The sequence below is a fragment of the Streptomyces sp. NPDC022552 genome (assembly GCF_055561875.1).
Map to the genome: position 1 here is coordinate 21,794 of NZ_JBVHGJ010000025.1, position 17,087 is coordinate 38,880.

The following is a 17,087-nucleotide window of genomic DNA, read 5'->3' on the forward strand; positions in this document are numbered from 1 at the left end:
GTCCCGCCTGCTGGGAGTCACGCTGATGGCGAATGAAGAAAAGCTGCTCGATCACCTGAAGTTCGTCACGGGTGAGCTCCGGCAGGCGCACCAGCGACTGCGCGAACAGGAGGAGCGGGATTCCGAGCCCATCGCCATCGTGGCCATGGCCTGCCGGTTCCCCGGCGGTGTCCGTACCCCGGAACAGCTGTGGGAGCTGGTCACCGAGGGCCGTGACGCGATCGGCCCGTTCCCGGCCGACCGGGGCTGGGACCTGGACGCGCTGCGCGACCCCGACCCCGAGCGGCCCGGCGGCAGTTACGCCCACGAGGGCGGATTCCTGCCCGACGCGGCCGAGTTCGACGCCGGGCTCTTCGAGATCTCGCCGCGCGAGGCCGTCGCCATGGACCCGCAGCAGCGGCTGCTCCTGGAGACCTCCTGGGAGGCGTTCGAGCGCGCGGGCATCGACCCGAAGTCGATGCGCGGCAACCGGGTCGGCGTGTTCGCCGCCACCAACGGACAGGACTACGCCACCGCGCTCGCCGCCGACCCGGCGGCAGCCGAGGGCTACCTCGCCACCGGGGCCGTCGCGAGCGTGCTGTCCGGCCGTATCTCGTACGTCTTCGGCCTCGAAGGCCCCGCCCTCACCGTGGACACCGCGTGTTCGGCGTCCCTGGTGGCGCTGCACCTCGCGGTGCAGTCGCTGCGCAGGGGCGAGTGCACCATGGCGCTCGCGGGCGGCGTCACGGTGATGGCCACGCCTGCCGCCTTCGTCGAGTTCAGCCGCCAGCGAGGGCTCGCGGCCGACGGCCGCTGCAAGGCGTTCGGCGACGGTGCCGACGGCACCGGCTGGGGCGAGGGCGTCGGCGTGCTGCTGGTGGAGCGGCTCTCGGACGCCGTGCGCAACGGGCACGACGTGCTGGCCGTGGTGCGCGGCTCGGCCGTCAACCAGGACGGCGCGTCCAACGGTCTGACCGCCCCCAACGGCCCCTCCCAGCAGCGGGTCATCCGCGACGCGCTGGCCTCGGCGGGGCTGACACCCTCCGACGTGGACCTGGTCGAGGCGCACGGTACGGGCACGCGGCTGGGCGACCCGATCGAGGCGCAGGCGCTGCTCGCCACGTACGGCCGGAACCGTCCGGCCGACAGCCCGCTGTGGCTGGGGTCGGTGAAGTCGAACATCGGGCACACCCAGGCCGCGGCCGGTGTGGCCGGCGTCATCAAGGCGGTCATGGCGCTGCGGCACGGCGTGCTGCCCCGCACCCTGCACGCCGACGAGCCCACCCGGCAGGTGGACTGGTCGGCCGGCGCCGTCCGGCTGCTCGCCGAGAGCCGACCCTGGTCCGGCCCCGGCCGGACCAGGCGCGCCGCCGTCTCCTCCTTCGGAGTGAGCGGCACCAACGCGCACACGGTGCTGGAGCAGGCCCCCGAACCCGGCCCCGGCTCCGAGGAGGCCCCGGCCGCGCCGTCGCCCACGGCGGCCGAACCGCCTCTGATCCCGCTCCCGCTCTCCGCCCGCACCCCGGGCGCCCTGCGCGAGCAGGCGGCCGGTCTCCGCACGCTCCTCACCGAGCGGCCCGACGCACGCCTGGCCGACCTCGGCTACTCCCTGGCCACGACGCGCGCGTCGCTGGCCTCGCGGGCCGTGGTGCTGGCGGCAGGGCGCGTCGACGCGCTGCGTGCCCTCACCGGGCTCGCCGAGGGCACGGTCCCGCCGGAGGCGGAGTCCGGCATGGCGGCCCCTGGCCGTACGGCGTTCCTGTTCTCGGGTCAGGGTGCGCAGCGGGTGGGGATGGGGCGTGAGCTGTACGACGCCTTCCCGGTGTTCGCGGAGGCGTTCGACGCGGTGTGTGCGCGCTTCGACCTCGAACGGCCTTTGCGTGAAGTCGTGTTCGGGGAGGACGCGGAGCTTCTGTCGCGTACGGCGTACACGCAGCCTGCGCTGTTCGCGGTCGAGGTGGCGTTGTTCCGGCTGGTGGAGTCCTGGGGTGTGACCCCGGACGTGCTGGTGGGTCACTCGATCGGCGAGCTGGCCGCCGCACACGTGGCCGGAGTGGTGTCCCTCGACGACGCCTGTGCTCTCGTCTCCGAGCGTGGCCGTTTGATGGACGCACTGCCGTCGGGCGGCGCGATGCTGGCTGTCGAGGCGGCCGAGGGCGAGCTCGATCTGCCCGAGGGCGTGGACCTTGCGGCCGTGAACGGCCCCACCTCCCTGACGGTCTCGGGCGACGCCGACGCGATCGGTGCGCTGGAGGAGCGACTGCGCTCGGATGGCGTACGGGTCAAGCGGCTTGCCGTCTCCCACGCGTTCCACTCGCACCTGATGGAGCCGATGCTCGACGAGTTCGCGACGGTCGCGGAGTCGTTGACGTACCACTCCCCGACGATCCCCGTCGTCGCCACGGCGCCGGGCGACCTGGCGACCCCGGGCTACTGGGTCGGTCAGATCCGTGAGCCCGTCCGCTTCGCCGACGCCGTCCGCCGCGCCCACGACTCCGGTGCAACCCGCTTCCTCGAACTCGGCCCCGACGGCACCCTGTCCGCCCTGGTCCCGCACATCGCCGAGGACGCGACCGCCGTCCCCACCCTGCGCTCCGGCCGGGACGAGGCCGCGTCGCTGCTGCACGGCATCGCGCGTGCCCACGTGCACGGCACACCCGTCAACTGGTCGGCGCCGCTCGCCGCGGCGGGTGCCTTGCGCGTGGAACTGCCCACGTACCCGTTCGAGCGGCAGGCGTACTGGCCGAGCGCCCGGATCGGTTCCGGGGACCTGACGTCCGTCGGGCTCGGCGCGGCCGGTCACCCGCTGCTGGGCGCCGCCGTGTCGCTGGCCGCCGGCGGAGGAGTGCTGCTCACCGGGCGGCTCACCGCCGCCACGCACGGCTGGCTCACCGACCACACGATCCACGGCAGTGTGCTCGTCCCGGGCACCGCTTTCGTCGAACTCGCCTGGCAGGCAGGGGAGTACGTCGGCTGCGGGACCGTGGAGGACCTCACCCTCGCCGTACCGCTCGTGCTGCCCGCACAGGGCGGAGTGCAGATCCAGGTCAGCGCCGGGGCGGAGAACGAGGACGGCACCCGCCGCCTGGAGATCCACTCGCGTCTCGACGGTGAGGAGGAGTGGACGGGCAACGCCGTCGGCATACTCGCCGCCTCCGGCGCCGACCCGGCCGGAGCGGCGCAGGTGTGGCCGCCGGAGGCCGACCCGGTGGACCTCGACGGCTTCTACGGGCGGGCCGCCGCGGCCGGTTTCGCCTACGGCCCCGTCTTCCAGGGCCTGAAGGCCGCCTGGCGCGCGGGCGACGAGCTGTACGCCGAGGTGGAGCTGCCCCACAATGCCCACCGCGAGGCGGGCCGCTGCGGACTGCACCCCGCCCTGCTCGACGCGGCGCTGCACCTGACCGGTCTCGACCCGGAGCGGGCCGGGCTGCCCTTCGCGTGGGAGGGCGTCACCCTGCACGCGACCGGCGCCACGAGCGCCCGTGTCCACCTGGCACCCGCCGGGTCGGACGCCTGGACGCTGCGGATCAGCGACCCCGAGGGCGGCCCCGTCGCCACCGTCGAGTCGCTCACCCTGCGGGCCGCGACCGCCGTCGGCCCGCGCCACGACGACGCGCTGTTCACCCTCGACTGGACGACCGTACCCACGCCGGAACGGCGGGGCTCGCTCGCCACGGCCGCCGACGGACTCGGCATCTTCCTCGCCGGGTTCTCCGGCACGGCACCCGACGTCGTCGCATGGCCCCTGGCCGAAGCCGACACCGACACCGCCGTCACCGAGGTCCTGGCCGGCCTCCAGGCGTGGCTGGCCGACGAACGGTTCGCCGGGTCCCGTCTGGTGCTGGTCACCCGCTCCGCCGTGGCAGCCGCGACCGGTGACGACGTCACCGGTCTGTCCGGCGCGGCCGTCGGCGGACTCGTACGCTCCGCGCAGGCCGAGCACCCCGACCGGTTCGTGCTGCTCGACACCGACACCACTCCCGACGACGACCTGCTCGCCGTGCTCGCGCACGGCGACGAACCCTGGCTCGCCCTGCGCAACGGCGCCCTGCTCGCCCCCCGGCTGGCCCGCGCGTCCGCATCCGGCACCCTCGCCGTGCCCGACACGGAAGCGTGGCGGCTCACCGCCGACCGCGCCTCCGGCTCCCTGCGCGACCTGGCCCTCACCCCCGCTCCCGAGACGACCGCGGAACTGGCTCCGGGCGAGGTGCGGATCGCGGTCCGTGCGGCCGGCGTCAACTTCCGCGACGTGCTGATCGCGCTCGGCCAGTACCCGGACCCCACGGCGCCGATGGGGTCGGAGGGCGCGGGCATCGTGGTCGAGGTCGGCTCCGACGTCACGGACCTCGCGCCGGGTGACCGCGTCTTCGGCCTGTTCGCGGGCGGCTTCGGGCCACTGGCGGTGGTGGACCGGCGGATGGTGGCGCCGGTGCCGCAGGAGTGGACCTTCACGGACGCGGCCACGGTGCCGATGGCCTTCCTGACGGCGTACTACGCGCTGGTGGACCTGGCGGGACTGGCGCCCGGCGAGTCGGTGCTGATCCACGCCGCCGCCGGCGGCGTGGGGATGGCGGCCGTGCAGATCGCGCGGCACCTCGGCGCGGAAGCGTACGGAACGGCCTCGCCCGCGAAGTGGGCGGCGACCGGCCTGGACGCCGCACATCTCGCCTCCTCGCGTGACCTGGGCTTCGAGGCGGCCTTCGCCGAGCGCACCGCAGGGCGCGGCGTCGACGTCGTCCTCAACGCGCTGGCCGCCGAGTTCATCGACGCCTCGGCGCGACTCCTCGCCCCCGGCGGCCGTTTCGTCGAGATGGGCAAGGCGGACCTGCGCGACCCCGACTCGTTCGGCGACCGTACCTATCGCGCCTTCGACCTCGGCGAGGCGGGACCGGACCGCCTCCAGGAGATGCTGCGGGAGGTCCTGGAACTGTTCCGTACGGGCCGCCTCACGCTGCTGCCCGCGCGGACCTGGGACGTCCGGCAGGCCGCAGAGGTCTTCCGGTACGTCGGTGCGGGCCGGCACGTCGGCAAGAACGTCCTGACGCTGCCGCGCGCCCTCGACCCGGACGGCACGGTCCTGATCACCGGCGGCACCGGTGTGCTCGGGCAGCGACTGGCCCGCCACCTGGTCGAGCACCGGGGCGTAGGCCACCTGGTGCTGGTGAGCCGGAGCGGACCCGCCGCGCCCGGCGCCGAGGAACTCGCGGAGCAACTGGGCGCGCTCGGCGCACAGGTGCGGATCGCGGCGTGCGACATCACCGACCGGGAGGCGCTGGCCGCGCTCCTGGGCAGCCTCCCCGCCCAGCACCCGCTCACCGGTGTCGTGCACGCGGCAGGCGTTGCCGACGACGGTGTCATCGAGGCACTGACGCCCGAGCGGATCACCGGCGTACTGCGCCCCAAGGCCGGCGCCGCGCTCGCCCTGCACGAGCTGACCGCCGGCCACGACCTGGCCCTGTTCACCCTCTACGCCTCGGCTTCCTCGGCCTTCGGCTCCCCGGGCCAGGCCAACTACGCCGCCTCCAACGCCTTCCTGGAGGCGCTGGCCCAGCATCGCCGTACCCGGGGACTCGCCGCGACCGCCCTCGGCTGGGGCCTGTGGGCGGAGGAGAGCGCCATCAGCGGCGGCCTCGACGCCACCGGTGTCGCCCGCGCGACCCGCGTCGGCGGCGCGCTCACCACCGACGAGGGGCTCGCCCTCTTCGACGCCGCCCACGACACGGGTCTGCCGTACCTGCTTCCCCTGCGCTTCGACCTGTCCACCGCCCGGACGCTACGGCCCGTGCCCGCGCTGCTCCGCGGCCTGGTGCGCGCCCCCGCGCGCCGCATCGCCGGTACGGTCACCGGCGGTTCGGGGCTCGCCGAACGCCTCGCCGCGCTCCCCGCCGCCGAACAGCACCGCCTGCTCACCGGCCTGGTACGCGCCGAGGCCGCCGCCGTCCTCGGGCACGCCGGCGTCGACTCGGTCGCCCCGGACCGGGTGTTCAAGGAACTCGGCTTCGACTCGCTGACCTCCGTCGAACTGCGCAACCGTGTCAACGCGGCCACCGGGCTGCGCCTGCCCGCGGGCCTCGTCTTCGACTTCCCCACCCCGGCCGCCCTCGCCGCCCACCTGCGGGAGCTGCTCGCCGGCGGCGGAACCGCCACCGTCACCAGCGCCGCGGCCCCCGCCGACGAGCCCATCGCGGTCGTCGGAATGGCCTGCCGCTTCCCCGGCGGCGTGCGCTCGCCCGAGGACCTCTGGCGGCTGGTCTCCGAAGGCGGCGACGCCACCGGACCGTTCCCCACCGACCGCGGCTGGGAACTGGAGACGCTGTACGACCCGGACCCCGACCGCGTCGGCACCACCTACGCCCGCGCCGGCGGATTCCTGTCCGACGCGGCCGAGTTCGACGCCGGGCTCTTCGAGATCTCGCCGCGCGAGGCGCTGGCGATGGACCCGCAGCAGCGCCTGCTCCTGGAGACCTCCTGGGAGACCTTCGAACACGCCGGCATCGACCCGCACGTGCTGCGCGGCAGTCAGGCAGGCGTCTTCGTCGGAGCCGCCTCGTCCGGCTACGGAGTGGGCGTACGCCTGCCCGAGGGGGTCGAGGGCCACTTCCTCACCGGCAGCTCCACCAGCGTCGCCTCCGGGCGCCTCGCGTACACGTACGGCCTTGAGGGCCCGGCCGTCACCGTCGACACGGCGTGCTCGTCGTCGCTGGTCGCCCTGCATCTGGCCGTGCAGTCGCTGCGCAACGGCGAGTGCACCATGGCGCTGGCCGGCGGCGTGAGTCTGATGGCGACGCCGGCGATCTTCACCGAGTTCTCCCGCCAGCGCGGTCTGTCCGCCGACGGACGGTGCAAGTCGTTCTCGGCGGACGCGGACGGCACCGGCTGGTCCGAGGGCGTCGGCATGCTGCTCGTCGAGCGGCTCTCCGACGCCGTGCGCAACGGGCACCAGGTGCTGGCCGTGGTGCGCGGCTCGGCCGTCAACCAGGACGGCGCGTCCAACGGCCTCACCGCCCCCAACGGCCCCGCACAGCAGCGGGTGATCCGGGCCGCGCTGGCATCGGCCGGCCTTGAGCCCTCCGACGTGGACGCGGTGGAGGCGCACGGCACGGGCACGAAGCTCGGCGACCCGATCGAGGCGGGGGCGCTGCTCGCCACGTACGGGCAGGACCGCGACGAACCCCTGTACCTGGGCTCGGTCAAGTCCAACATCGGCCACACCCAGGCCGCCGCGGGCGTCGGCGGCATCATCAAGACCATCGAGGCGCTGCGCCACGGCGTGCTGCCCCGCACCCTGCACGCCGACGAGCCGACGCCGCACGTGGACTGGTCGGCCGGCCGCATGGCGCTGCTGACCGAGGCGCAGCCCTGGCCGTCGGCCGGGCGGCCCCGGCGCGCGGGTGTCTCCTCCTTCGGCGTGAGCGGCACCAACGCGCACGTCATCATCGAACAGGCACCCGACCGGCCCGAGCCGACCGCACCGTCCGCCGTGCCCGTGCCCGAGCCCGCGCACCCGGTGCTGGTGAGGGTGTCCGCGCGGTCCGTACCCGCACTCACGGGCCAGGCGGCCCGGCTGCTCGACGTCCTGGAGCGCGACGAGACACTGCGCCCCGTCGACCTGGCCCACTCCTTGGCAGTGTCCCGTCCCGCCCTCGACCACCGCGCCACGCTGGTGGCCGCCGACCGCGCGGAACTCGTCGCGGAGCTGACAGCGCTGGCCGCGGGCGAGGCGCCGACCGACGCCGTACGGGGTGGCCGTGCTGCCTTCCTGTTCTCGGGTCAGGGTGCGCAGCGGGTGGGGATGGGGCGTGAGCTGTACGACGCCTTCCCGGTGTTCGCGGAGGCGTTCGACGCGGTGTGTGCGCGCTTCGACCTCGAACGGCCTTTGCGTGAAGTCGTGTTCGGCGAGGACGCGGAGCTTCTGTCGCGTACGGCGTACACGCAGCCTGCGCTGTTCGCGGTCGAGGTGGCGTTGTTCCGGCTGGTGGAGTCCTGGGGTGTGACCCCGGACGTGCTGGTGGGTCACTCGATCGGTGAGCTTGCTGCCGCGCACTGCGCGGGGGTGCTGTCCCTCGACGACGCGTGTGCTCTCGTCTCGGCGCGTGGCCGTTTGATGGACGCGTTGCCGTCGGGCGGCGCGATGCTGGCTGTCGAGGCGGCCGAGGGTGAGCTCGATCTGCCCGAGGGCGTGGATCTGGCAGCCGTCAACGGGCCCACTTCGGTGACGGTGTCCGGTGACGCCGCCGCGATCGCGGGCCTGGAGGAGCGGCTGCGCTCCGAGGGCGTGCGGGTCAAGAGGCTGACCGTCTCGCACGCGTTCCACTCGCACCTGATGGAGCCGATGCTCGACGAGTTCGCGGCGGTCGCGGAGTCGTTGACGTACCACGCTCCCACCATCCCCGTGGTCACCACCGCATCGGGCGACATGGCGACCCCGGAGTACTGGGTCGGTCAGATCCGAGAGCCCGTCCGGTTCGCGGACGCGGTCGCCTCCCTCACCGACATCCGGACCTTCCTCGAACTCGGCCCCGACGGCACCCTCTCGGCCCTCGTCCCGCACATCTCCGAGGACGCGACCGCCGTCGCCGCGCTGCGCTCCGGGCACGACGAGGCGGCGAGCCTGCTGCGCGCCGTCGCCCGCCTGCACAGCCACGGCGCACCCCTTGAACTCACCCGCCTCACCGCAGGCGGCCGGCTGGTCCAGCTGCCCTCGTACGCATTCCAGCGCGAGCGTTACTGGCTCGACGCCACGCCCGCCCGTGCCGCGAACGAGGCGACCGGCGAGGCCGAGGAGCGGTTCTGGGGCGCCGTCGACGCGGCCGACCGGGGTGCGGTGGCCGCGGCGCTCGACCTGGACGACGACGACACGGGCCTCGACACCGTACTGCCCGCCCTCACGGCCTGGCGCCGGGAGAGCCGCAAGCGCTCCGTGGTGGACTCCTGGCGGTACCGCACGGCCTGGACGCCGCTGGAGAGCGGGCCCGGGACCGCGCTCACCGGCACCTGGCTGCTCGTCGGCGAACCCCACCCCGACGTGGCCGACGCGCTGCGCGCCTCCGGCGCCGACGTCGCCGAGTGCGCGCCCTCGGAGCTCCGTCCCGAGCTGCTCCTCGCCGACGACCTGGCCGGAGTCCTGGCTCTGAATCCCGACGCGGGCGGTCTGGTCGCCCTCCTCCATGCCCTCGACCGGGCCGGCGGCGCCGTGCGCTGCTGGGCCGTCACCCGGGGCGCCGTCTCCACGGGGCGCCTCGACCCGCTCACCGACTCCGCCGCCGCCCAGATCTGGGGTCTCGGCCGCGTCGCCGCGCTGGAACACCCCGACCGCTGGGGCGGACTCCTCGACCTTCCCGAGACGCTGGACCACCGGGCGGGCGCCCGACTGGCCGCCGTCCTGGCCGGCATCGGCGTCGAGGACCAGCTCGCGATCCGCGACACCGGCGTCTTCGCGCGCCGTCTGCGCCACGCCGCGCCCGAGCCCGCCGCCACGCCCTGGCGGCCGGACGGCACCGTCCTCATCACCGGCGGCACCGGTGCCCTCGGCTCCCACCTGGCCCGTACGCTCGCCGCGCGCGGCACCCCGCACCTGATCCTGACCAGTCGCCGGGGGCTCGACGCCCCCGGCGCGGCCGACCTCGTGGAGGAGCTGGCCCGGTCGGGCGCCACCGCCTCGGTGGTGGCCTGCGACGCCGCCGACCGTGACGCGCTGGCCGCAGTCCTGGCCGGCGTACCCGAGGCCCACCCGCTCACCGCGGTGGTGCACGCGGCGGGCGTCAGCGACGACATGGCCCTCACGGAGCTGACGGAGGAGCGCCTCGGCGCCGTGCTGCGCGCCAAGGCCGACGCCGCGGACGTCCTCGACGACCTCACCGGCGAACTCGGCTCGCTCACCGCGTTCGTCACCTACGCGTCCATCGCCGGCGTCTGGGGCAGCGGCGGCCAGGCCGCGTACGCCGCGGCCAACGCCCACCTGGACGCGCTGGCCGAACGCCGCCGCGCCGCCGGACTGCCCGCCACCTCGGTGGCCTGGGGCCCCTGGGCCGAGGCCGGCATGGCCGCGAGCGACGAGGCGGTCGCCCACCTGCGCCGTCGTGGGCTGCGGCCGCTCGACCCCGAGCTGGCCGTCACCGCCCTGGACCGGGCCGTCGCCTCCGGTGATGCCTGCGTGACTGTCGCCGACGTCGAGTGGGAGCGGTTCGCCGCCACCTTCACCGCCACCCGGCCGAGCCCGCTGCTGACGGAGCTTCCCGAGGTGGGGGACACCGCCACCACCCCCGCGCCCGCGGCCGGTGCGGCACTGCGCGACCGGCTCACCGCGCTGCCCGCCGCCGAGCGCGAGCGGGTCCTGCTCGATCTCGTGACCACGACCGTCGCCGGAGTCCTGGGCCACCGTGACCGCGCCGCCGTCGACCCGTCGGCAGCCTTCCGCGACCTCGGTCTCGACTCGCTGACCGCCGTCGAACTGCGCGACCGGCTCGCCGCGGCCACCGGCCTGCCGCTGCCCGCCGCCCTGGCCTTCGACCACCCCACCGCGCTGCTGCTCGCCGCCCATGTCCGTGGCGAGCTGCTCGGCGGCACGGACACGGCACCGGTCCACGGCTCCGGGACCGTCACCACCGACGAGCCTCTCGCCATCGTCGCCATGGGCACCCGGCTGCCCGGCGGCGTACGCTCGCCCGAGGACCTGTGGCAGCTGGTCGCCCAGGGAGGCGACGGCATCTCCGGCTTCCCGACCGACCGCGGCTGGCAGCTGGACGGCCTCGGCCACACGACCGAGGGCGGGTTCCTGTACGACGCCGCCGAGTTCGACGCCGAACTCTTCGGCATCTCGCCGCGCGAGGCGCTCGCCATGGACCCGCAGCAGCGGCTGCTCCTGGAGACCTCGTGGGAGACGTTCGAACGGGCCGGCATCGACCCGACCTCGCTGCGCGGCAGCAACGCCGGCGTCTTCGTCGGCGCCTCCCACAGCGGATACGGCACCGGCACCACCCCGCCCGAGGAGGTCGGCGGGCACCTGCTCACCGGCACCTCCAACAGCGTGCTCTCCGGACGCCTCGCGTACACGTACGGGCTCGAGGGCCCGGCGCTCACCGTGGACACCGCCTGCTCGTCGTCGCTGGTCGCGCTGCACCTGGCCGCGCGGGCACTGCGCACCGGTGAGTGCGACCTGGCCGTGGTGGGCGGCGTCGCCGTCATGCCCACGCAGGCGGGCTTCAGCGAGTTCGCCAAGCAGGACGGCCTCGCGGCCGACGGACGGTGCAAGTCCTTCGCGTCCGCGGCCGACGGCACGGGCTGGTCCGAGGGCGTCGCCGTCCTCCTGGTGGAACGGCTCTCCGACGCCGAGCGCAACGGCCACGAGGTCCTGGCCCTGGTGCGCGGCTCGGCCGTCAACCAGGACGGCGCGTCCAACGGCCTCACCGCGCCCAACGGCCCCGCGCAGCAGCGGGTGATCCGGGCCGCGCTCGCGTCGGCGGGTCTTGAGCCCTCCGACGTGGACGCGGTGGAGGCGCACGGTACGGGCACGCGGCTGGGCGACCCGATCGAGGCGCAGGCACTCCTCGCCACGTACGGACGGGACCGGGACGCGGAACGGCCGCTGTGGCTCGGCTCGTTGAAGTCCAACATCGGGCACACCCAGGCCGCCGCGGGGCTGGCCGGCGTCGTCAAGATGGTCATGGCGCTGCGCCACGCCGAACTGCCCCGCACCCTGCACGTGGACGAGCCGACGCCGCACGTGGACTGGTCGGCCGGCACGGTCGCCCTGCTCACCGAGCACAGCCCGTGGCCGCAGGCGGACCGCCCGCGCCGGGCGGGTGTGTCGTCGTTCGGCATCAGCGGCACCAACGCACACGTCGTCATCGAACAGGCGCCGGACACGGATCCCGACACCGAGCCGGACATGGAGCCGGGCGGGATGCCCGCGCCGGTCTCCGTCCCGCCGGTGCTCGCCTGGCCGGTGTCCGGCCGTACGGCCGACGCACTGCGCGCTCAGGCTGCCCGGCTGCGGCAGGCACTCGACGAGCGTCCCGAGGCCGACCTCATCGGCCACGCCCGCGCCCTGGCCGCCGGCAGGGCGGTCCTCGACCAGCGTGCCGTCGTGATCGGCTCCGGCCGGGACGACCTCCTCGCGGGCCTCACCGCCCTCGCGGAGGACCGCACGACCCCGGCCGTCGTCCGAGGCACGAACGCCTTCGGCGGTGCCGCCTTCCTGTTCTCGGGTCAGGGCGCACAGCGGGTCGGGATGGGACGTGAGCTGTATGACGCCTTCCCGGTGTTCGCGGACGCGTTCGACGCGGTATGTGCGCGGGTCGACCTCGAACGGCCCCTGCGGGAGGTGGTTTTCGAGGACGGCGAGGCGCTGGACCGGACCGTCTACGCCCAGGCCGGTCTGTTCGCCTTCCAGGTGGCGCTGTTCCGTCTGGTCGAGTCCTGGGGTGTCACCCCGGACGTGCTGGTGGGCCACTCGATCGGCGAGCTTGCCGCCGCCCACTGCGCGGGAGTGCTGTCCCTGGACGACGCGTGCCGACTGGTGTCGGCGCGTGGTCGGTTGATGGACGCGCTGCCGTCGGGCGGCGCGATGCTGGCCGTCGAAAGGGCCGAGGGCGAGCTGGAGCTGCCCGACGGCGTGGACCTCGCGGCCGTCAACGGGCCTGCCGCGGTGACGGTGTCCGGAGACGCGGACGCGATCGGCGCGCTGGAGGAGCGGCTCCGGGCAGAGAACGTACGGATCAAGCGACTCACCGTCTCCCACGCGTTCCACTCGCGTCTGATGGAGCCGATGCAGGCCGAGTTCGCGACGGTCGCGGAGTCGCTGACGTACAACGCCCCGACCATCCCCGTGGACACCACGGCGCCCGGCGACATGGCGACCCCGGAGTACTGGGTCGGCCAGATCCGCGAGCCCGTCCGGTTCGCCGACGCCGTGCGCAAGGCCCACGACGCCGGCGCCGACGTCTTCCTGGAGCTGGGCCCCGACGGCACCCTCACCGGGGCCACCCTGCGCTGCCTCGACGGGCTCCCCGTCGCGGCCACGCCCGCACAGCGCGCCGAGAGCTCCGAGCCCGAGGCGCTGCTGCGCGCCGTGTCGGCGCTGCACGTCCACGGCGTGTCCGTGAACCTGTCCGCCCTCGTACCCGCCGGTGCCGTACGGGCCGGCGGCCTGCCCACCTATGCGTTCCAGCGGCGCCGCTTCTGGATCGATCCCACTCCGCAGCCCGCGGCCGGGGCCGATGCGGTGGAGAGCCGATTCTGGGAGGCCATCGAGCGGCAGGACGCCGTCGAGGTCGCCCGGACCCTCGGCCTCGACGCCGACACCCTCGACGCCGTCCTGCCCGCGATGTCCGCCTGGCGCGGGGGACGGCGCGAGCGGGCCGTGCTCGACTCGTGGCGCTACCGCGCCGTCTGGCAGCCGCTGCCCGAGCGGACGGCCCTGCCCACCGGCACATGGCTGGTCCTCACCGCCGACGGCTCGGTCCCCGACGACCTCGCCGAAGCGTTCTCCGGCCGCCTCATCGGCGCCCGCTTCGACGCCGCACCGGCGTCCTTCACCGATGTCGCGGGAGTGGTCTGCCTTCCGTCGGCACCGGACGACCTGCTGCCTCTCTTCCGTGCCGAACTCCCCGCGCCGCTGTGGGTGCTGACGCGCGGCAGCGTCGCGGTGGGCCGTGCCGACCGGCTCACCGACCCCTCCGGCGCCCTGCTGTGGGGCCTGGGCCGCGTCGCCGCCCTCGAACGTCCCCGCGGCTGGGCGGGGCTGATCGACCTGCCCGCCGCGCTGGACCGCCGTGCCGCCGCCCGGCTCCTCGCCGTCCTCACCCACGCATCGGGCGAGGACCAGGTGGCGATACGGGAATCCGGCGTGCTGGCCCGGCGGCTGCGCCGGGCCCCGCTGACCGACTCCGCGTCCAGCTCCACCGAGCCCTGGCGTCCGTCGGGGACCGTGCTGGTCACCGGCGGTACCGGCGGTCTCGGCGCCCGCGTGGCCCACTGGCTGGCGGACCGCGGGGCCCGCGACCTGGTGCTGACCAGCCGTCGCGGACCCGACGCGCCGGGCGCGGCCGACCTGGTCGCCGCGCTGGCGGAGCGCGGCGTACGGGCCGAGGCCGTCAGCTGCGACGTGGCCGACCGCGACTCCCTGGCCGCACTGCTGGCCGCGCACCCCGTCACGGCGGTGATCCACACCGCGGGAGTGAACGGGACGCAGCCGCTGGAGACGGTCACCGGCGGGGAGTTCGCCGAGGTCCTGCGGGCCAAGGTGGCGGGCGCGACCCATCTGCACGAACTGCTCGCCGACGCCGACCTGGACGCGTTCGTGCTGTTCTCGTCGATCGCCGGGGTGTGGGGGAGCGGCGGCCAGCCGGCGTACGCGGCTGCCAACGCCTACCTGGACGCCCTGGCCGAACACCGCCACGGCCTGGGACTGCCCGCCACCTCGGTGGCCTGGGGCCCCTGGGCCGAGTCCGGCATGCTCGTGGACGCCGAGGCCGAAGAGGCCCTGCGCCGCCGCGGCCTGAACGCCCTGCGCCCCGACCGTGCGCTGGCCGCGCTCGGGGACGCCGTCGACGCGGGCGACACCTGCGTCACCGTCGCCGACGTCGACTGGAGCCGCTTCGGCGCCGCCTTCACCAGCGGGCGCCCGAGCCCGCTGCTTGAGGAGTTCGTCGCGGCGGCCGACCAGGAGACCGCCACCGGTGCCGCGACCGAGTTCGCCGCCCGGCTGCAGGCCGCGCCGCCCGCCGAGCGGATCCGGCAGCTGACCGACCTGGTCCGCGCCGAGGCCGCCGCCGCGCTCGGCCACCGTTCCGCCGAGGACGTCGCCGCGCAGCGGGCGTTCGCCGATCTGGGCTTCGACTCGCTGACCTCCGTCGAGCTCCGCAACCGCGTCAACGCGGCCACCGGGCTGCGGCTGCCCGCCGGCATCGCCTTCGACCACCCCACGGCCGCCTCCCTCGCCGCCCGCCTCGCCGAGCTGCTCGGCGAGCCCGCCGACCCGGCACCGTTCGCGGCCGAAGCCCGCGGCACGGTCGCCGCCGGCGACGACCCGGTGGTCATCGTGTCCATGGCCTGCCGCTTCCCCGGCGGGGTGACCGACCCCGAGACCATGTGGAAGCTGGTCACCGACGAACGCGACGCCGTCCGGGCCTTCCCCACGGACCGGGGCTGGGACCTGGAAGCGCTCGCCGCCGGGGACGGCCCCGGCACCTCGTACGTCGACGAAGGTGCGTTCCTCGACGACGTGGGCCGCTTCGACGCCACCCTGTTCGGCATCTCGCCCCGCGAGGCGCTGGCGATGGACCCCCAGCAGCGGCTCCTCCTGGAGACCTCCTGGGAGACCCTGGAACGCGCGGGCATCGACCCGCACGCGCTGCGCGGCAGCCGCACCGGCGTCTTCGCCGGCACCAACGGCCAGGACTACACCCGGCTCACCCTCGCCGACTCCGGCGAACTGGAGGGTCACGTAGCCACCGGCGGCTCCGCGAGCATCATGTCCGGCCGCGTCGCCTACGCCTTCGGGCTCGAGGGCCCGGCGGTGACCGTGGACACCGCGTGCTCATCGTCGCTGGTCGCCCTGCACCTGGCCGCCCAGTCGCTGCGCAACGGCGAATGCGACCTCGCACTGGCCGGCGGCGTGACCGTCATGGCCACCCCCGGCGCCTTCGTGGAGTTCAGCCGGCAGCAGGGGCTGGCCGCCGACGGCCGCTGCAAGCCCTTCTCCGACGCGGCCGACGGCACCGGCTGGGGCGAAGGGATCGGCCTGCTGTTGGTGGAGCGACTGTCCGACGCACGCCGCCACGGCCACCCGGTGCTCGCCGTGGTCGCCGGCTCCGCGACGAACTCGGACGGCGCGTCCAACGGTCTCACCGCCCCGAACGGCCCGTCGCAGCAGCGGGTCATCCGCGCCGCGCTGGCCTCGGCGGGACTTGAGCCGGCGGACGTGGACGCGGTGGAGGCGCACGGCACGGGCACGAAGCTCGGCGACCCGATCGAGGCGGAGGCGCTGCTGGCCACGTACGGCCAGGGCCGGGACGCCGAGCGACCGCTGTACCTGGGGTCGGTGAAGTCCAACATCGGGCACACCCAGGCCGCTTCGGGCGTCGCGGGCGTCATCAAGATGGTCGAGGCGATGCGCCACGACCTGCTGCCCGCGTCCCTGCACGCCGACCGTCCCGCGTCGAGCGTCGACTGGTCGACCGGAGCGGTGGAACTGCTCGACCGCCCCCGGCCGTGGTTCCGGTCCGGACGACCGCGCCGGGCGGGCGTCTCGTCGTTCGGCATCAGCGGCACCAACGCCCACGTCGTCCTGGCGGAGCCGCCCGCCCCGGAGGAGCCGGAGCAGGCAGTGGCCGCCGCGGCCCCGCAGCCGGAGCCCGCCGTCGTGCCGTGGCCGTTGTCCGGGCACACCGCCGATGCGCTGGCCGCGCAGGCCGGCCGACTGCTCGGCGCGCCGGACGCGCGACCGGCGGACATCGGCCACACCCTGGCGACCGGCCGGGCCGCGCTCGTCCACCGCGCTGTGGTGCTGGCGCACGACCCGGAGCAGGCGGCGCTGGCGCTGAACTCCCTCGCCGAGGGCCGCCCGGACCCGGCAGTCGTCCGGGGCACGGCACGCGAGGGCCGGACCGCCTTCCTGTTCAGCGGGCAGGGTGCGCAGTACGCCGGTATGGCGAGCGAGCTTTACGAGGCGTTCCCGGTGTTCGCGGACGCGTTCGACGACGTCTGTGCGCGGGTGGATCTCGAACGGCCGCTGCGTGAGGTGGTGTTCGGGGACGATGCGGAGCTTCTGTCCCGTACGGTCTACGCGCAGCCTGCGCTGTTCGCGGTCGAGGTGGCGTTGTTCCGGCTGGTGGAGTCCTGGGGTGTGACCCCGGACGTGCTGGTGGGTCACTCGATCGGCGAGGTGGCCGCCGCGCACTGCGCTGGGGTGCTGTCGCTGGACGACGCGTGCCGTCTGGTCTCGGCGCGTGGCCGGTTGATGGATGCGCTGCCGTCGGGTGGTGCGATGCTGGCTGTGGAGGCGGCCGAGGACGGGCTTGAGCTGCCCGAGGGCGTGGATCTGGCGGCCGTGAACGGCCCCACCTCTCTGACCGTTTCCGGCGACGCCGACGCGATCGGCGCGCTGG

The 17,087-nt window shown here is 75.0% G+C and carries 1 protein-coding gene; it reads left to right on the forward strand.

Annotated features, from left to right (window positions below; all coding sequences use genetic code 11):
* Positions 1–22: 22 nt before the first annotated feature.
* The coding region (locus ACZ3OF_RS35470; protein ID WP_467308969.1) for a type I polyketide synthase at positions 23–17,087 on the forward strand (17,065 nt) is incomplete at its 3' end.